Origin of the sequence: Serratia sp. CY82433, assembly GCF_052166535.1 — a bacterium.
Classification (GTDB): Bacteria; Pseudomonadota; Gammaproteobacteria; order Enterobacterales; family Enterobacteriaceae; genus Serratia; species Serratia sarumanii.
The window spans coordinates 366,596-383,941 of record NZ_JBJNOR010000002.1 but is presented as its reverse complement, the minus strand read 5'-3'; the positions used below and the strand labels follow the sequence as shown (position 1 = coordinate 383,941).

The window sequence follows — 17,346 nt, the reverse complement described above, 5'->3', positions numbered from 1 at the left end:
GATCTGACAGATCGCGCCCTGGGGGTTGACGTTGGGGGGAAGCGTTACAGCAGCCAGTCCAGCAATACCACGCCGCACAGGCTGATAGCCCAGGCGATAGTGGTGGGTACCGACCACACCATCATCTGTTGGCGCACGTCCTTGATGCCCATCATGCGGTTGACCACCCAGAACATGCTGTCGTTGAAGTAGCTGAAGAACAGCGCGCCCAGGGTGGCCGCCTGCGCCGCCGCCAGCATATTGACGCCGGGCAGCAGGCTGACGATCGGTGCCGAGATCGAGGCGGCGGTGATCATCGCCACCGTGCCGGAGCCCTGTATCACCCGCACCAGCGTGGCGATGACGAACGGGATCAGCACCGGCGAGATCGGCAGCCCGGCGACCTGTTCCGCCAACTGCGTGCCGGCGCCGCTCTCGCGCAGCACCGCCCCCAGCGCGCCGCCGGCGCCGGTAACCAGCAGGATGATGCCGGCGGTCTGCAGGCCTTCTTCCAGCCGCTCCAGCGTGTCGTGCTTGTTGGCGTGCGGCATCAGGGTGTACACCGCCAGCAGCACGCTGATCGCCAGCGCGATCATCGGCGAGCCGAGAAACGCGAAGCTTTGGCCCCACAGGCTCTCCGCCAGCCAGCCCATGCCCTCGCGCTTGGCCAGCATATTGTTGACCGCGTTGACGAAGATCAGCCCGATCGGCGTCAGAATCGGCAGCAGCGACAACATCAGGCTCGGCAGCGCCTTGCCCTCTTTCTCCGCCAGATACTGCTGATGCGCGGCGCGCAGATCCTGCGGCGCTTCCTCTTCCTGCGGCATAAAGTCCGGGTAGCGCGCGCCCAGCCAGCGCGCATACAGCACGATGCCGATCACGCAGGGAATGGCCAGCACCAGCCCGGCCAGCATCATGGCGCCGATATCCACGCCGAAGATGCCCGCCACGCCCAGCGGCCCCGGTGTCGGCGGCACCGCGTGGTGGGTGAGGATCAGCCCGCCGGCCAGCGCGACGCCGAGCGTCAGCAGGTTGCGCTTGCCCTTTTTCGCCAGCGCCTTGACCAGCGGATAAAGGATGACGAACGCCGAGTCGACGAAGATCGGGATGCTGACGATATAGCCGGTGATGGCCAGCGCCCACTCCTCGCGCCTTTTGCCCAGCCACTTGATAAAGCTGTAGGCGATCTGCTCGGCGGCGCCGGAGACCTCCAGCACCCGGCCCATCATCACCCCCAGCCCGATGACGATGCCGATGCTGCCGAGCGTGGAGCCGAAGCCCTTGGTGATGGCGTCGACGGTTTGCGTGGCGCCCATGCCGCCGGTAATGCCGGCGATGGAGGCGGCGATCAGCATGGCGATCAGCGCATGCACGCGGGTGCGCAGCACCAGGAAGATCAGTGCGAACACCGCCACCGCCAGCCCGATGATTGGGGTATACATCGCCATGATCAGCCCCCGCCTTGCGGCATGTCGTCGCGGATAAAGGCGCGGATCGACTGCTCGAAGCTTTCATCGGCAGTGAAGCCCAGCTGCTGCGCCCGCCGGGTGTCGAACTTGCCCGGCCAACCGGCGACGATGCGGTTGATGGCGGCGTCCGGCTCGAATCGTACCCGCGCGGCGACGGCGTCACCGGCCACCGCGCGCAGCGCTTCGAGCATCTCCCGCACGCGCACGCTGATGCCGGGCAGGTTGAGCGTGCGCAGCGCGCCGAACGCCGAAGCGGGCAGCGTGGCGGCGTGGATGAAGTTGCTCACCACCGCGGCCGGGCTGGAGAGCCACAGCGCCAGCTCGGCGTCTACTGGGCACACCGCCTGCTCGCCGTGCAGCGGCTCGCGGATGATGCCGCTGGCGAACGACGAGGCCGCCTTGTTCGGCTTGCCCGGCCGCACGCTGATGGTGGGCAGGCGCAGCACGCGGCCATCGACGAAGCCTTTGCGCGCATAGTCGTTGATCAGCAGCTCGCACATCGCCTTCTGCGCGCCGTAGGAGGATTGCGGGGTGACCGCACAGCGATCGTCGATCACCGGCGGCAGCTCGCCGCCGAACACCGCCAGCGAACTGGTGAAAATGAACTTCATGCCCGGCGCCCGGTGGCGCGCCGCTTCCAGCAGTTGGCGGGTGGCGTCGAAATTGACCTGCATGCCGAGATCGAAATCGCTCTCCGCATGGCTGCTGACGATGGCCGCCAGGTGGAACAGCACGCCGCAGTCGGCGTCGATCAGCCGCTCCGCCGCGCCGGGCTGCGACAGATCGAGCGCCAGACACTGCAGGCGCGCATCCGGCAGCGGGGCGGGCGGCGGGGTGATGTCCACCAGGATCAGCGTGTCGAAGGCCAGCGGGCAGCTGCCGTGCAGCAGCGCTTTCGCCAGCCGCTGGCCGAGAAAACCGGCGCCGCCGGTGATGACGATATTCATATGGTGCTCCTTTCCCTAGCGTTGTTGTTATCAGAGTTGGACGTTGTGCAGTTGCAGACCGCGCTCGCGCAGCAGCTGCTGCGCCTCCGGCGGCAGCGCGGCGTCGCAGATGATGTCGCTCAGCGCCTCCAGCGGACAGACGCGGAACATGCCGTATTTGCCGTACTTGCTGCTGTCGGAGACCAGCACCCGGCGGCGGGCGACCTCCAGCAGCGCCTGCTTGACCAGCACCTTCTCCTCGTGCGGCGTGGAGAGGCCGTGCTCCAGATCCCACGAGCTGGTGCTGATGAAAGCCACGTCGATATTCAGGCTGCGCAACAGCATGGCGGCGCTGTTGCCGACGCAGGAGTAGTTGCGCTGATCCACCTGGCCGCCGGTGTGGAACAGGCTGAGCTGCGGGCGATTCATCAGGTGCTGGATGATGGAGAAATCGTTGGTGACTACCGTCAGATTGAAGCGCTCCGCCAGACTGCGGGCGATCTCGAAGGTGGTGGTGCCGGCGTCCAGATAGACCACCTGACCGTCTTCCACCAAGCCGGCGGCGTATTTGCCGATCTCGCGCTTGTGGCGATGGTGCAGCTGCGCCTTCTCGCAATAGGCCAGCTCCTGGCGCAGCGCCTCGCTCAGGCGCACGCCGCCGCTGACGCTGACCACCTTGCCTTGCTCTTCCAGCACGCGGATATCGCGCCGCACCGTCATGTGGGAGACGCTCATCAGCTCCGACAGCGCGCTGATGCTCGCCAGCTGGTATTCATGCACATAGCGATAGATGTAATCGCGGCGTTCAGACGGGATCATGTTCGCTCCTGTGGCCCCGGCGGCGGCAGGGGCGCCGCGAAGCTGTTATTTTTTGTTATGGAGGAACATCTTCAACCATCGCGATTAACAAGTAAGCGACAGTTATCACAAATGCCGGCGTGGGGACTGGGGCGATTTTGTTATTTAACTTTATGATTAATTACTTATTATTGGCTTTTCTCGGCGTTTTTTCGTGCAACACCATGTTGTGATAATTAATGTGACGCGCCACAAGGTTTGTGAAGCGGGCGGGGCGGGAAAGCGGCGAGGAAGGGCAGGCAAACGTGCGCTGCGGCGCTTTTTTCGACACTTAACTCATTGAACAACGGATAAGTGTTGCGTGACGATCGCGGGAAGGTATAATGCACCCGTTTTCCGCATACTACTTCAGTGCCGAAGTGGCGAAATCGGTAGACGCAGTTGATTCAAAATCAACCGTAGAGATACGTGCCGGTTCGAGTCCGGCCTTCGGCACCATTAAGTACCGCGCGAACAAGAAGCCACCGAAAGGTGGTTTTTTTGTGCCTAGAATTTGGTTGCAAACAACCCCCTGCCTTTGTTCCTTGCTACCTCCTAAGTAGAGTTATGTGTCTTGGGGTCATTCATAATTGCGATACGCCTTGCGCAGTGCTACTGAGACTGATTTGACCGAAATTTGCTAATGCAACTGGCACGATGGCTGCCCAGTGAGAAGGCTCATCATCGATCTGGTAAAATAGCTTATCTAGCGCATCTAGCGCATCAGTTGGCAAATTCGTATAGAGATGCATTACACATGTGATATTGATATTCATTCTCATTAAGGTGTGTCAGTGATATGATAAGCATTTCCAAAATAAAGCCAAGGATGCTTTGATTAAATGTCTATTAAACCTCTATTTTTTCTGTCCTTTCTTGCTTTGTCAGCTTGCAGTACGAATAAAGTTGTGGATACTTTTACGGGAACACCGGGTACAGCAGGGATGGCATATTGTGTACGAGATTTGTGGGAGAATGATGCCATTGCCAATAATTATCCCAGCGGTCCAATCCGTATACTAGAAAATCGTAGTGGCACTGGCAGTTACTATGTTTTTGATGAGAAAGGAGAGGAGATGGTACAGGCCAAAGGTACGATTGGCTTGTGGTTTGGAGACAAGCCAGAAAAAATCGAAGTTAATTTCGTTATTCCCCAAGATAAGTCGATGACCGTTAGAGCAACACGCAGGCTAGAACTGAGCAAACAGTGTGCGGTTATCCCAACCAAGGTGCGGGAGGATAAATACTTACCGTCGGTGATTTGCACAGATAAGACCTCTTGCAACTTCAGGCGTGATATTTAAAAACACGCTGAATGTGTGACTACGTTAATGGAGATGAGGGCGGTAGCTTATCATCTGGCAGCGTTAGTACAGTGCAAACAAGAAGCCACCGAGAGGTGGCTTTTTTGTGTTAGAAGTTTGCCTTGTATGACTACTTTCAATTATCAGCCACGAGGTGATGCGCTTCTCACCTCAGTAAAAACCGGATCTTCCTGATGCTTTCCTAAGGCCGATCTGATTGACCCTAAAGGTTAAAATGACGTTTCATTGAACTCTTTCGGATCAAGGAGTTCCAGGATGGAGCCACAACAGGAAGGGATCACGCGGGCGTTAACACCGGGCGAAGTCAATCTGGCGCGTTCGGTGTTTGGCAGCACCATTTTCTATCAGAGCGTGTTGGTTCACTGCGACAGCTACCTGCCGTTTGGGCTCCAGAATCAGTACACGGCGATGAGCCCGAATGGGGAGTTGTACTTTCGTAGGTCACTCTATGAAAGAGATTATGCGAGCCAGGATCCTGAAGCTCAGCATCTTTTCATTCATGAGATGGCACACGTTTGGCAGCACCAAAAGGGCATGTGGGTACGCACCCGTGGGCTTCTCAGTTGGGCGGTAAGTTATCAATATCGGCTTGATAAACCTTTGCTGCGCCACTACAGCATGGAACAGCAGGCATCGATAATTGCGGACTATTTCATTCTCAAGAGATATGGGGCGAATACCTTCTTCCGCTTGCCAAACAGGAAACTCATCGGGATAGTGGACAGAAGGACATTGTCACAATTTCACCCCATTATCAGAAGCGCAGGGCTGCCATTATGAGAAAATATTTATTCCTTCTTCTTCCTCTTTTTATCTCGGGTTGCCCAATCGGTGACAGGTTTAATCTCTATCAAGTACAAAGTAAGATCGTAGACGGTAAAGTCTGCGTCTTTTTTAATGAGAGCGATATCGTAAAAAACGAATCCATACTGAATATCGCCATCTGGAAGCAAGGGGGCTATACCTACGTATACGAAAAATCATATGCTTACAGCCCGATAACGTTGGAGGCCAACAAATGTGTTCCAGGTGTCGGTGAATTTAGTTTTATCGCTGGTGAAGGATACACCGTGTTGGTAAGAACACCGCTGAATTCATATCGAACCAGTTTTGTTGTGATGAAGAAAGGTGAAAGTATTATGTTGAAGTCTGATTAGAGTTTAACGATATTTTTCAGCTAATTATTGTCATGAGAATGATTTATTAATTCTATAGGAATTCAATCGGTAACTGGAAGCGCAGGGCTGCCACTATGAAAAAACTCCTCTTACTCTTTATCCCTCTTTTTATCTCTGATTGCCCTATGGGGGATAAAGTCAATTTACGCCCGGCAAAAGCAACGACTGTAGGTAGCAAGATCTGCGTTTTTGTTGATAAGGATGACATGGAAAGAGAAGAGTCCCTTTAATGAGTTTTATTTCTTTCTAAATGGTGCTATTCATGAAGGTGATAGGAATATATGTGTTGCTAGGATTAATTTAAATGATTTGTCTAGCTGTTTAAAAACTCTGTTTTACTATGAAAAATTAGCAGCTAATTACGACGGCGCATGCATAGCTGCTATATCAGAATAATTAACTAGCTGTCTTTTTCCCTTTCTTATTCTTTAAATAACTGATTGCATCATCTAACCATTCTGGCTGTTTCAAACTATCTACAAACCATATTACGAACTTTTCAGAGTATCTATGTCTCTTGTCAATTTCAAAATGCATAGGGGACTTCTTGTTGTTTTGAACTTTGTGTTTACTAATTACAGCTCTGAATGAATATCGAGTGATCGAGAATTCACTTTGCTGGTTGTTTATTCTTTCAATGGCTGTCCCTTCATAATAAGGATGGGTGATATCGGGATCTCTGACCTCTCTAATAATAATGGCATTATGACCTTTCTCACCTATGCCTAATGACAAATCACTCTCTTTAGTATTTTTTGTTAGCGTTAACTTATAGTCCACTGGTATTGTGAATTCTACAGAATCATATTCACTTGCATTTTTATTGAATCTTCCCAGAAACTCTTCAGCTACTGCTGCTGTCATACTCCCATAGTTTTCTTTAATAATAGAGATGTCACTCTGTGGACCATCAATAACTAAGCTGAGCATTCCAATGCTTTGGCCTGATAACGGTGATGAACCTGTTTCATTTAAATATCGCTGTTGATAGTTCAGTACATTTGCTTGGAAGAGTCTTGACAACTCGGGCTGTAATTCAGGGATAAGTAAGTGTATCGCGCTATCTCGTAATTCAACTAGTGTTTCTAGATTCTTCCTGACGGGATCATTCTGTTGTAATCTTTTATTTAGTGCATCACTTATACTAATCGAATGGCCACTAGACTTGAATACAGTATCCAAACTTAGCGCTTTAATTAATTCAGCCTTAAGCAATAATTCCCACGCATTTATTGAAAGAATGCAAAATGCTTCAACACGGTTATCTAAGCTTGGCCTGTTATATACTTCAAGTGAAAGGATGAAAGCATCTAAACTGCGCTTTAATAGTCCTTTATATATCTTCAACTCAGGTGTGACGGTTTTTGCTTTCAAAGATTGAGACATCATTCTTATAAAATCATCATTTGATAATTTTAATAGCCCATCGCATCGCCATTCTTTTTCATTGATTGGGTGTAAGTAAACGCCGTTTAACTTTTCATTAATATATTTTCTGATGCTATTTTCATTGTAGCCGGTAGAGTTAACAAGATCTTTTATAGAGAACTTATGATTGTTTTTTTCATGTAATCTAAGTGAGTCCAAGAGTTTCAACTGTTTTGTTGAACGATTCATCAGATGTTATCCTCGCAAGCCTAAATTATTAGAGATGGGAGGTGAGGTGCCCTCCCTTTATATTTATTAGCTAGTCCAACTATTCGAAACAACCTCGGCTTGTTTCAAAATAAGCTCAACGGTACCTGCGGTTTTATCCGGAGGATATTTATATTTACGCAGTGTCTGTCTTACTAAAATACGCAGTCTGGCACGCACACTTTCTCGTACTTGCCAGTCTACCGTAGTGGACTGCCGCAGTTTCAAGGTAACTTCAATTGCCAGTTTTTTGAGTGTTTCGTCACCTAGTTCACGCACAGCACTTTCGTTTTCTGCTAATGCATCGTAGAACGCGATCTCATCCGGATTGAGACCTAGAGCATCGTCGCGCGCCATGGCTTCTTGGAACTCTTTAGCCATCTGTATAAGCTCTTCAATTACCTGTGCAGTTTCTATTGCGCGGTTATTGTACTTAAGCAATACGGCCCTAAGGCGATCTGAATACTTTTTCTCCTGTACTACGTTATTTTTTGTGCGAGCATGAATACCGTCGTTCAACAACTTCTCTAGCAATTCAACGGCCAGATTACGCTGAGGCATTTCACGCACTTCTTCTAAAAACTCTTCTGAAAGTAAGCCGATATTGGGTTTTCCCAACCCCGCCAGTGCAAACACATCATCCACCCCGGTCGCAATAATAGCGTTATCAAGGATTTTACCGAGCAGCGTGTTTTTCTCTGACTGGCTGAATTTCTTGTCGGTTGTCGTCAGCTTGATAATCGCCACTTTCACCGCTGACAGAAACGCTATCTCTTTTTGCAATGGTTTGGCTTCATCCAGCGTACTGCACAGTGACCAGGCTTTGTTCATTGCCAGTACGACATCAAAAAAGCGTTTTTTACCATCATCGAGGCCCAGCACGTAATCTGCAGCTTTGAGTAAAAACCGTTGGGGTACTTCTTCAAAACCAGTGTAATCAAACCCGGCAGCGGTTGGTGTTTTGGCAAACATGCCGTGAATCACATCCAGCTTTTCAAGCAGAATAGCGAAAGCTTCATGAGCATCGATAGTGGTCTGCCCCTTACCTTTTGAATCGGTATAGGTTTTCAAAGCTTGCTTCAGCTCGTTAGCAATCCCGATGTAATCGACCACCAACCCGCCAGGTTTGTCTTTAAAGACTCGGTTAACGCGTGCAATGGCCTGCATTAGGTTATGTCCGCGCATTGGCTTGTCGATATACATGGTATGGCAGCAGGGGGCATCAAACCCGGTAAGCCACATATCGCGCACAATCACCAGTTTTAGCGGATCGTTGAGATCTTTAAAGCGCGCTTCAAGGCGTTTTTTGGTCTGCTTATTGTAGATGTGCGGCTGCAGGAATTTATTATCGGAGGCTGAGCCGGTCATGATGATTTTGATTTCACCCTTCTCAACATCATCGCTGTGCCATTCCGGACGTAAGGTGACCAATGAATTATACAGTTTCACGCAGATTTCACGGCTCATGGCAACAATCATCGCTTTGCCATTCATTGTGGCATTACGGGCCTCAAAATGCTGAACCAGATCGGCAGCCACCTGATTGATACGCGGTTCAGAACCTACAAGTTTTTCCAGGCGGCTCCAGTCGCCTTTAGTTTTCTCTTTCTGATCGGTTTCTTCGTCTTCGACCAACTCATCAACTTGCTCAGAGAGCGTTTCCAGCTCTTCGTGGTTAAGGTCGAGTTTTGCCAGACGTGATTCATAGTAGATAGGCACGGTTGCGCCATCTTCCACTGCATCCTGAATATCGTAGATAGAGACGTAATCACCAAATACCGCGCGAGTATCTTTATCTTCGGAAGATACAGGTGTTCCGGTAAAGCCCATAAACGATGCATTGGGTAATGCATCGCGCATATGTTTGGCGTAACCGTACTTATAAGCGCCTGTTTCGCGATCCAACGTGGCATTAAGGCCATATTGGCTGCGGTGCGCCTCATCGGAAATGACGACGATATTGCTGCGTAGATTGAGCGCTGGGTGAGTTTTTTCGCCGTCCAGCGGGGCAAATTTTTGTACGGTGGTAAAAATAATTCCGCCTGATTCACGGGCATTGAGCATCTCGCGGAGTTGGTCGCGGTCGTTCGCCTGCAACGGTTCCTGCTTAAGCAAATCTTGCGCCTGGCAGAACGTGGCATAAAGTTGTCCGTCGAGATCGTTACGGTCGGTCACTACCACGATGGTCGGGTTGTTCATTTCTGCCTGTTGCAGCAGCTTCCCGGCATAGCAGCACATTGAAATACTCTTCCCAGAACCTTGAGTATGCCAAACTACGCCCGCTTTTTTACTGCCTGGCGTGATGTTGCTGCGTAGCGGCAAGTGTTTACCGGTAGAGGCCACAATTGTCGCTGCCACCGCTTCTCGCACGGCATGGAATTGATGATAAGCGGCAATCTTTTTAATCAGTCGTTTACCGTCGTTTTCAAACAGGATGAAGTAGCGAATATAGTCGAGTAGCAATTCACGGTTAAAGAATCCTTTAACTACCGTTTCAAGTTGCCACTCAAACAGAGGTTTGTCATCTTCATTGGTCAGCGTTTTCCATGGCAGGAAACGTTCTTCGTTCGCGGTAAGGGAACCAATGCGGGCGTTATAGCCGTCGCTGACTACCAGCGCTTCGTTGCAGATAAACAAATCGCTGAGTTCGTTTTTATAGGTCTGTAACTGATTAAATGCCGCCCAGATATCGGCATTGGCATCAACGGGACTTTTTAGTTCGATAACTGCTATTGGCAGACCGTTGATATAGCAGATGACATCCGGGCGACGTACCTGCTTCGTCCCCTGGATGGCTACCTGATTGACCACCGTAAAGCGATTATTCTTCGGATGGTTAAAATCCATCAACAGTGCTTTATCGTGGATAACCTTATCGTCCTGCTTGTACTGTATCGGCACGCCGTCGAGCAGCAGGTGATGGAAGGCTTTGTTACTGACGATTAGGTCCGGGCTTTGTGCATGGGCGATACGCAGTATCACCTCATCCAACACGGCAACTGGGAGATGTGGGTTAATCTTTTGCAACTGATCCAGTAGTACCGGGCGCAAAAACACATCGTGGAACGAAGCACGCAGCGGATTATCACCGTCGGGCGCAATATCCGGTCCGTGCAATACTTCCCAGCCCAGTTCAGCAAACCACTGCAGGCTTTGCTGTTCTAAATCGTCTTCACTCAGCATCAGGCTTCCTCTGTCTCGGTTTCTTCCATTTCTTCCGGTGCGTTTGAAATCTCTTTGAGCGCCATATTTAGTGGGGCAATAAAGGGAGCGAGCGCTTTTTCAAACGCTGTCAGGTTTACCAGCAGCCAGTCGATCATCTCAGGCCAGTTGGCTTCATCGAGGCTGATGGCCGGGCTGGCATAGGAAATTCGACACGATTTTTTACCCGGCAGAGGCTCCCACTTAAGCGGATGGCCAAACGCGTTTTCAATTGCCTCTTTGTGCTCATGCAGCCAGTTAAAAGCAAAGGTATTACTCTCTGCGGAGGCTTTGGCAATCCACAGCTCAACCCGAATCTCTTTTTTACTGAAAATCAGGTTATACGACACGGCGCTAATACCGGAACCCGCGCTGATCCAGTGATCGGTAGAGGGGCTGATATTGTTATACACGTTACAGGAGCTGGCTTTGAGGCACTCCAGCATCTTTGTCCAGAAGGCTTTGCGCATCTGATGTCGGGTTTTCAATTCGCTGCTGGTTGACTGCTCTTCAGCCTCTTTCTGCGCCATGCCGATCATGAAGGATTCCGCTTCCGGCGTCGGAATTACCTGCCGAATATCGACAAATACATCATCGTTGAATTTGTACGGCTTAACTTTAAAGCACTGCACCCGCAGGCCAAACTGCATCAGCCATAGCGCGGTATTGGTCACTTCTTTACGGAAGCTGGCCGCCACCATCATCACTCGCTGAGTACGGTTCTGGTTGATTTGCACTTCATCCAGGCTTTCACACTCCAGAAATTCCGCCATCACTTCAGCCGCCGGGCGAGTTTCTTCCGGTTCGTATTTATCAAGATAAAGCTGGAAGATGTCGAGGATCTGATCTTTGCGCAGGTTGGCGCAGTAACCTGCGTATTTCAGCGCTTGCCACACCACGTCACGTCCGGAGTCATCGAGCTTGTTTTCGATAATCACCAGATTGCGCTGTTTATCGATAGCCAGCAGGTCAAGGCGCTCTTTGGTATCGTCAAAGCCCGCAAACTCTTTTTGGATAATCAGCAGTTCGTCTTCTTTGTCGTCTTTTTGAGTCAGCGCCTGCGGATTTTTTGCCAGCCACTCCTGCAAGTGATAGCGCTCGGTGAAACCAAGGCTACTGAATGAGACTTCTTGCAGGGAGTGTAGGCTGTTAGTAGGTGTATCAATTTTATACATTTTCCACCTCGCTTACCGCCTGCTCGGCTTCCGGCAGGGTGATTTCGCCAGAGAGGAGTTTGGGGAGAAGGGTGTCACGCAGATTTGAAAGGGCAATCATTTGTTCTTCCATGATAGAAATTTTATTATTGAAATTATTAATAATCTTATCAAACAGCCGACCTAAAATAACTGGAGGGCATGGGAATTTTATTTCCTCTAAAGTCTCTCTTCGTAACTCAGTTTGTCCAGTACTCCCAGAACCACTGGACTCAATGTGTTTCTCATGCTTTGTCAATAATTCTGATAAGAAAGATTTAGTTATTTTTTTTGTGTCAGCACGTACGACAGTAACATGACTGTCGGCAATTAGAATTTCCGATTTATAGCGAACGGGAGCTAAACGCCCTAAGGTTCCAACCCCTGTTGAGTTAACAAGAACATCTCCCACTTGTAATTCCCTACCAGATATCGACCTTTTTTTTCCATCATGGCGACGGGAAAGGGAAAAGTTAATTGTATGATTTCTTATACACTTTTGGTTTATTACCATTATGCCATCAGCATCGTCAGTGTATTTTGGTGAAATCCCCCTACGAAGTTCACTCACAGAAGATTTTATATCCGAAACCTCCCACCCTTCAGGAATCTCCCCCAACTCGCTATCCTGCATCGCGGACGGGAACAGCTCTGCCGTAGCTTTTAACTCAGCATATTTTTCTGGGGATTCACGCTCAAAAACCACCAGCGCATCAGCATCTTTCCCGGAAATCGCCGTCATGGCCGCCAGCGTCGCGTCTTCCTGAGAACCACCCGCTTCCAGCGCTGCGATTTTTGCTTTTACAGGTTCAAAATCGACAAACCAGCTTTTGAACAGGGCTTGCGCCATTTGCTCGAGGGTTTGGTTGATTTTTTTATTTATCTGAGATTTCAATGCTAAAGAAGTCATTGTTTTTGCAATCCAAGACTCAGCTACTCCCAATCGAGGAATTTTCAAATCCTTGAGTACAGGAATTCGCACATTGCTTACTGTTGTTCCCGTACCTTCATTCCAAGAAATTTGATGTTGCACATAGGGAGATTGTAAGGCCCAAAATAAATAGTAAGGATCAACTTTACTATTAGCTCTTAATAATACTTGGCGCTGGCCAAGGCAACACTCAATACCTTCAGGAATTAAGCAAACCTCGCCCATTGGGGCTTCGCGAGTAAAAACGATATCATTCGCCTTAGGTTTTGCCCGCTTAATTCTGTTCTTGTAGCCATCTTCATCTGTAAAACTCGGTGTTGAGAGATCTAATACACCATTACGAATATTTTGATTTCGAAGAACAATAAAACCCTCATCCGTCCATTTTGGCGTGGAGTGGGGGCAATCAATAACTAATTCGCAAAGCTCCTCGAGACGCTGTTCTTCAAAACTCATAACCCAGCCCCCACAGGTTCGTCTTAATCTGTGCTTCCAGTTTAGCACTCTCTTCCATCTGAGTTTTAAGCTGCGCCGTCAGTCGCGCCATCTTCTCTGCAAATTGCTCATCATCTTCTGCCTGCTCAGCAGCGCCAACATAACGCCCTGGGGTTAGCACAAAGTCGTTTTTCTGAATATTCTCCAGCGTGGCTGAGAAGCAGAATCCGGCTTCGTCCTGGTAATCTTTATCTTCCTGCCAGCCGTGGAAGGTGTCGGCAATTTTGGCGATATCCTCGCGGGTGAAATCACGCAGTACGCGGTCTTTCATAAAGCCAATTTGTCGGGCGTCGATAAACAGCACTTCGCCCTTACGGTGCGCTTTACCGTTGCCGCCAGATTTATCTTTGGTCAAGAACCAGATACAGGCCGGGATTTGGGTGTTAGTAAACAGCTGCCCCGGCAGTGCTACCATGCACTCCACCAAATCCGCTTCGATCAGGTTGCGACGGATTTCGCCTTCGTTATTGGTGTTGGAACTCATCGAACCGTTGGCCAACAGCAGCGCCATTGAGCCTTTTGGCGCCAGATGATGGATCATGTGCTGCATCCACGCAAAGTTAGCGTTACCCTGCGGTGGTGTACCGTACTTCCAGCGCACGTCATTTTCCAGCTTCGCGTTCCACCACTCTTTCATGTTGAACGGCGGGTTAGCCATCACGAAGTCGGCTCGCAGATCCGGGTGCTGATCGTCCAGAAGGGTATCGGCGTTTTTGCTGCCGAAGTTAAAGTCGATGCCTCGGATCGCCATGTTCATCGCTGCCAGTTTCCAGGTAGTCGGGTTCGACTCCTGGCCGTAGACGGAGATATTGCGTTTCTGTTCAGCAGCGTTGTAATTTTTCTCACCCGCGTGTTCTTCAATAAAACGATCGCTAGAGACGAAGAACCCACCGGAACCCATTGCCGGGTCATACACGCGCCCGTTATATGGCTGCAGCATTTCGACAATCAGCGTAACGATACTTTTTGGTGTGTAGTACTGGCCACCCTGCTTGCCTTCTGCCAGCGCGAACTGGCCAAGGAAATATTCGTAAACGTGTCCAAGAATATCTTTGCTTTTTAAGCTTAGCTTCTCGCCGTTATATTCTGGTTTGCTGAAGTTTGCGTCGGAGAAGGTGTTGATGAGGCCAGTCAAAACCTCATTGCCCAGCTGGAATTGGCTGATGCGGTTCAAAATACCTTTCAGTTTTGGGTTGGTTTTTTCAATTTCATCCAGCGCATTGTCGATAAGCCAAGAGACCGATCGCAGTTTAATTTCTTGGCCTGTGGTCTTATCGACCCACAATACCGTCCCGGTCGGCAGCATGGCTTTGTTTTTCAGCGTTTCCCAGCGTGCGGCTTTGGGTACCCAGAAGACGTTTTTCTCGGTGTAGTAATCTTCGACCTCTAGTTCTTCCTGGATCGCTTGAGCGTACTCTTCATCAGAATCGTAATCGTCGCGTGACATGGCATAGATGTTGTCCGGGTTGCCAACATCGCGGAACAAAGTGATCAGCTCCTGCTGGCGAGCCTCGAAGGCATCGGAAACATATTTTAGAAAGATCAGCCCCAGGACTACATGCTTGTAGTTGGCGGCATCCATATTGGCACGCAGCTTGTCGGCGGCCTTCCAAAATTTGTTATCCAGCTCGTTTAAGAAAAGCTGCTCGTTGTTATTCATGAAAATCCTCAAGAAACGCTAAATCTGAACTAGTCATTTGGAATGTGTATCGCAAAATGATACCCGCAAGCAGAGCAATCTTAAACGACATAAGCCAACTAAAGGGACAAAATACGGCATGGCCACACATCGGCCAGGAGATATGTGCTCGACCTCTAAGAAATTACCGATTTTGCAAGGGGATCACTGGTCGAAGTAGTCGCTATCGAGTTTAGGAACCTTCAGCAACGTTGAACTAACACCCACCTCATTGTCCATCATCAGATGTACCAATCGGTTGCCGTCGATCAATACCATGCCTTCTACCGATTGCGCGTAGGCAACGGCATGTTTAGTAAAGCCAGATGTCGTGATGAATACCCCTCGTTTGGCCTTTTGTCCCACAAGTGCACCGTAGAATGCATGCAACTCAGGGCGGCCTACGGTGTTTTGCCAGCGTTTGGCTTGCACATACACTTTTTCTAAGCCGAGCTTGTCTAAAGAAATTACGCCATCAATCCCCGCATCACCGCTGCCTCCGACACGCTTTAAATCATCGCGGTGGCCGCCGTAGCCTAAACGGTGCAGCACATCCAACACGATAACTTCGAAGCGGCCTGGGGATACCTGGCTTAGATTCTCCAGCAGTTCCGTTGCAACCGCATCACGGATCTCTTTGATTGATTGCTCCAGGCGATCGTCTGGGCTATTTGTTAACATCGCTTCAGTGAGAAGGGGCTCTGTAACCGGGTCCAAATCCACCGCATCACTATTTTGTTGAAGTTTGACGTTGGTATAAGCCAAAGCGAGATGCTCGACTTCTGCTGCAGTGAGCGGGTTTGGATGCTGCTTTAACCAGTCGATGCCTTTGGCGGTTAAGCACCATTTGCCTCTGGATAAGCTGTGCGAGAGCCCAGCACGTTTCAAACGATCGTGAGCCCAGCCGGTACGGTTCTTATAAACCAATTGGCCGCTGGCAATAGTCTCTGCCCGTTGTTCTTCGTTTAGGTTGAGTATGTCTGCTGCTGCATCTTGCACTTCCCGAGCAAGTGCGCCTTCGGGCTTAGTTGCCAAAAAGCGAAGCACTGGCTCGATGAATTGGTCGTAGGTAGGTACTGACATGCTGAGGTTCCCTGTTTTTCCTTATTATTCCTATGATACTGCACAAACTCGTTTTGAAGTTGACAGGTAGCACGCTGTTGTAGGCAACTTTTAACCGGTAGCTGCCTCTTTCAACTCCAACTTCACCATCAACTTCTTATTCACCTCTTTCCCATCCACCCCACTATGAATCCGTCGATGGCAAGTCGGGCAGATAGCGCCCACCCACTGAGGGTGATCGGGGCCTTCGTCGGCTAGGCGTTTAGTGTGATGGGGTTCGAGGTAGGGCTCACCGTTCCTTTTCATGAACGGTGCAGGTTGGTCGCAGGCTTCACAGATGCCATTAGCGCGTCGTAGCACGTATTTTTTTACGTCTTCGCTGCGTTTGAACCAGGATTTTTTGCTGTCACTCTGTTGGCGCTGGCCTGATTGCTTTGAGGACTGAAGTGCCTTCTTGCGCAACTGCTCGAGCGCCTCTGTCTGTGTATCAGCTTCATCGGTTTCTGCTTCTTCTTCAACCGCGTGCAGTGACGAGACTTTGAACAGGTTAAAGGTAATGCCTTGCCGCATGTTATTTTCGAAGTCTAAGCACTGAATGTGATCCCAAGAGTCGCACTCAAACATGCCAAGATAGCGAACGCCTTTTTCTTTCTTGTTGTCTTCGAACAGGAAGATGTCTTTGCCGTCTTTTTTATGGTCGCGGATGGATTTATTACCCCGAATAAATTCCATAGGGCCTTTTTGGCCTTCTCCCGTATAAGAGAAGCTGCCTTCGGCTGTCCATCCATCTTTGTAGCCGTAGGTTTCACCGCTTTCTCCGGTGAAGATAAAGATCACCGGGAATTCCCGTGGGGTCCAGATACCGCCTTGCAGCTGCCCACCGTAGAGCTCGATAAGCGCTTTGCGTGTGTACAGCTTGCCTTCGGTTAAGTAGTCAAAAGGATGCGGTGTTTCGACGAGCTCAAAACCGAGATCTTTGAGATATTGGATGGCTTTTTCCGTGCCGCTATCGGCATTTATTCCCTTTAACGGATAGCCATGCTGCTCACTGTATGCTCTAGCGGCAATGCCGCGGATATCGTACTTCTCGCCATTATAAAGAAGGGTTTGTTTTTTAAATTTCTTTATTTTATGTTTTTTTAAGAATTCATCTCGGCCAAGTTTTTTATATTCTTCGATGGCTTTTAAAACGGATTCTTTTGAAGATAACGCCTCTATTGCAGTTGCCAAAACCACGTCCTCACATTACCGAGCAGACTCTGAGTAATGTGCTTGCTGACGAGAGCAGTATGCATCAATACCCAGCAGTTAACTCATCGATTTACCGAATGCGTTAACTATGCCAGGTAGGGGAGGGAATGCCTACCTTGATGAATGCTTTTGTTGTGATATGTCAGTCAGATCTATTGGAAAAGCGTGATTACGAAGGGCGATGAG

General features: G+C 49.8%; 13 protein-coding genes, 1 tRNA gene and 1 pseudogene. 5 read left to right on the top strand and 10 right to left on the bottom strand.

Features of this window, described 5'->3' with window-relative positions; translation table 11 throughout:
- Nucleotides 1-44: 44 nt before the first annotated feature.
- Genes ACJ8PI_RS15360 through ACJ8PI_RS15350 form a run of 3 tightly spaced genes read right to left on the bottom strand, consistent with a single transcriptional unit; the run spans nucleotide 45 to nucleotide 3,193 of the window.
- A complete protein-coding gene (locus tag ACJ8PI_RS15360) occupies nucleotides 45-1,430 on the bottom strand; it encodes a GntP family permease (protein ID WP_074027173.1) in 1,386 nt (461 codons plus the stop codon).
- Nucleotides 1,430-2,395 carry a D-erythronate dehydrogenase gene (gene denD, locus ACJ8PI_RS15355; RefSeq protein ID WP_164134795.1) on the bottom strand — a complete coding sequence of 322 codons (966 nt, stop codon included), beginning with the start codon at nucleotides 2,393-2,395 and terminating at the stop codon, nucleotides 1,430-1,432. The genes ACJ8PI_RS15360 and denD overlap by 1 nt, the downstream gene beginning before the upstream one ends.
- Before the next feature lie 30 nt (nucleotides 2,396-2,425).
- Nucleotides 2,426-3,193, bottom strand: coding sequence for a DeoR/GlpR family DNA-binding transcription regulator (locus tag ACJ8PI_RS15350; RefSeq protein ID WP_033636886.1), 768 nt, complete (start codon nucleotides 3,191-3,193; stop codon nucleotides 2,426-2,428).
- 392 nt (nucleotides 3,194-3,585) lie between these two features.
- On the opposite strand from ACJ8PI_RS15350, the gene ACJ8PI_RS15345 reads away from it, so the two are divergent.
- The 5 genes and pseudogenes from ACJ8PI_RS15345 to ACJ8PI_RS15325 form a co-directional block, all read left to right on the top strand.
- A tRNA-Leu gene (locus tag ACJ8PI_RS15345) sits at nucleotides 3,586-3,670 on the top strand.
- Between the two features lie 383 nt (nucleotides 3,671-4,053).
- Entirely contained in the window at nucleotides 4,054-4,515 is a 462-nt protein-coding gene (locus ACJ8PI_RS15340) for a hypothetical protein (RefSeq protein ID WP_133160033.1), read from the top strand.
- A gap of 276 nt (nucleotides 4,516-4,791) precedes the next feature.
- Nucleotides 4,792-5,316 carry a type IV secretion protein Rhs gene (locus ACJ8PI_RS15335; RefSeq protein WP_076740886.1) on the top strand — a complete coding sequence of 175 codons (525 nt, stop codon included), beginning with the start codon at nucleotides 4,792-4,794 and terminating at the stop codon, nucleotides 5,314-5,316.
- Nucleotides 5,313-5,693: a putative T6SS immunity periplasmic lipoprotein gene (locus tag ACJ8PI_RS15330; RefSeq protein WP_076740887.1), complete on the top strand. Its 381-nt coding sequence runs from the start codon at nucleotides 5,313-5,315 to the stop codon at nucleotides 5,691-5,693. Before ACJ8PI_RS15335 ends, ACJ8PI_RS15330 begins: the two co-directional genes overlap by 4 nt.
- Before the next feature lie 95 nt (nucleotides 5,694-5,788).
- Nucleotides 5,789-5,941, top strand: a pseudogene (locus ACJ8PI_RS15325) (putative T6SS immunity periplasmic lipoprotein); the annotation flags it as partial.
- Nucleotides 5,942-6,110: 169 nt separating this feature from the next.
- Here ACJ8PI_RS15325 and ACJ8PI_RS15320 read toward each other — a convergent pair.
- From ACJ8PI_RS15320 to ACJ8PI_RS15290, 7 genes are all read right to left on the bottom strand, one after another.
- Complete coding sequence (locus tag ACJ8PI_RS15320) at nucleotides 6,111-7,331, bottom strand: DUF3644 domain-containing protein (RefSeq protein ID WP_164134794.1); 1,221 nt, start codon at nucleotides 7,329-7,331, stop codon at nucleotides 6,111-6,113.
- 66 nt (nucleotides 7,332-7,397) lie between these two features.
- Nucleotides 7,398-10,532 carry a type I restriction endonuclease subunit R gene (locus tag ACJ8PI_RS15315; RefSeq protein ID WP_319861268.1) on the bottom strand — a complete coding sequence of 1,045 codons (3,135 nt, stop codon included), beginning with the start codon at nucleotides 10,530-10,532 and terminating at the stop codon, nucleotides 7,398-7,400.
- Nucleotides 10,532-11,725 carry a DUF4268 domain-containing protein gene (locus ACJ8PI_RS15310; protein ID WP_164134792.1) on the bottom strand — a complete coding sequence of 398 codons (1,194 nt, stop codon included), beginning with the start codon at nucleotides 11,723-11,725 and terminating at the stop codon, nucleotides 10,532-10,534. The genes ACJ8PI_RS15315 and ACJ8PI_RS15310 overlap by 1 nt, the downstream gene beginning before the upstream one ends.
- Nucleotides 11,718-13,130 (bottom strand): restriction endonuclease subunit S, encoded by a 1,413-nt coding sequence (locus ACJ8PI_RS15305; RefSeq protein ID WP_164134814.1) that lies wholly within the window; start codon nucleotides 13,128-13,130, stop codon nucleotides 11,718-11,720. The genes ACJ8PI_RS15310 and ACJ8PI_RS15305 overlap by 8 nt, the downstream gene beginning before the upstream one ends.
- Nucleotides 13,120-14,829: a class I SAM-dependent DNA methyltransferase gene (locus ACJ8PI_RS15300; protein ID WP_164134791.1), complete on the bottom strand. Its 1,710-nt coding sequence runs from the start codon at nucleotides 14,827-14,829 to the stop codon at nucleotides 13,120-13,122. The genes ACJ8PI_RS15305 and ACJ8PI_RS15300 overlap by 11 nt, the downstream gene beginning before the upstream one ends.
- Before the next feature lie 183 nt (nucleotides 14,830-15,012).
- Nucleotides 15,013-15,930, bottom strand: a complete 918-nt coding sequence (locus tag ACJ8PI_RS15295; protein WP_103799013.1) for a restriction endonuclease — start codon at nucleotides 15,928-15,930, stop codon at nucleotides 15,013-15,015.
- 90 nt (nucleotides 15,931-16,020) lie between these two features.
- Nucleotides 16,021-17,145: an HNH endonuclease gene (locus ACJ8PI_RS15290; RefSeq protein WP_239509800.1), complete on the bottom strand. Its 1,125-nt coding sequence runs from the start codon at nucleotides 17,143-17,145 to the stop codon at nucleotides 16,021-16,023.
- Nucleotides 17,146-17,346: the final 201 nt, after the last annotated feature.

Excerpts from the sequence above, each read along its gene's own strand:
- ACJ8PI_RS15295 (WP_103799013.1), bottom strand. The coding sequence starts at position 15,930 with ATGTCAGTACCTACCTACGACCAATTCATCGAGCCAGTGCTTCGCTTT.
- ACJ8PI_RS15330 (WP_076740887.1), top strand. The coding sequence starts at position 5,313 with ATGAGAAAATATTTATTCCTTCTTCTTCCTCTTTTTATCTCGGGTTGC.
- ACJ8PI_RS15305 (WP_164134814.1), bottom strand. The coding sequence starts at position 13,130 with ATGAGTTTTGAAGAACAGCGTCTCGAGGAGCTTTGCGAATTAGTTATT.
- ACJ8PI_RS15310 (WP_164134792.1), bottom strand. The coding sequence starts at position 11,725 with ATGTATAAAATTGATACACCTACTAACAGCCTACACTCCCTGCAAGAA.
- ACJ8PI_RS15300 (WP_164134791.1), bottom strand. The coding sequence starts at position 14,829 with ATGAATAACAACGAGCAGCTTTTCTTAAACGAGCTGGATAACAAATTT.
- ACJ8PI_RS15340 (WP_133160033.1), top strand. The coding sequence starts at position 4,054 with ATGTCTATTAAACCTCTATTTTTTCTGTCCTTTCTTGCTTTGTCAGCT.
- ACJ8PI_RS15320 (WP_164134794.1), bottom strand. The coding sequence starts at position 7,331 with ATGAATCGTTCAACAAAACAGTTGAAACTCTTGGACTCACTTAGATTA.
- ACJ8PI_RS15315 (WP_319861268.1), bottom strand. The coding sequence starts at position 10,532 with ATGCTGAGTGAAGACGATTTAGAACAGCAAAGCCTGCAGTGGTTTGCT.
- ACJ8PI_RS15350 (WP_033636886.1), bottom strand. The coding sequence starts at position 3,193 with ATGATCCCGTCTGAACGCCGCGATTACATCTATCGCTATGTGCATGAA.
- ACJ8PI_RS15335 (WP_076740886.1), top strand. The coding sequence starts at position 4,792 with ATGGAGCCACAACAGGAAGGGATCACGCGGGCGTTAACACCGGGCGAA.
- denD (WP_164134795.1), bottom strand. The coding sequence starts at position 2,395 with ATGAATATCGTCATCACCGGCGGCGCCGGTTTTCTCGGCCAGCGGCTG.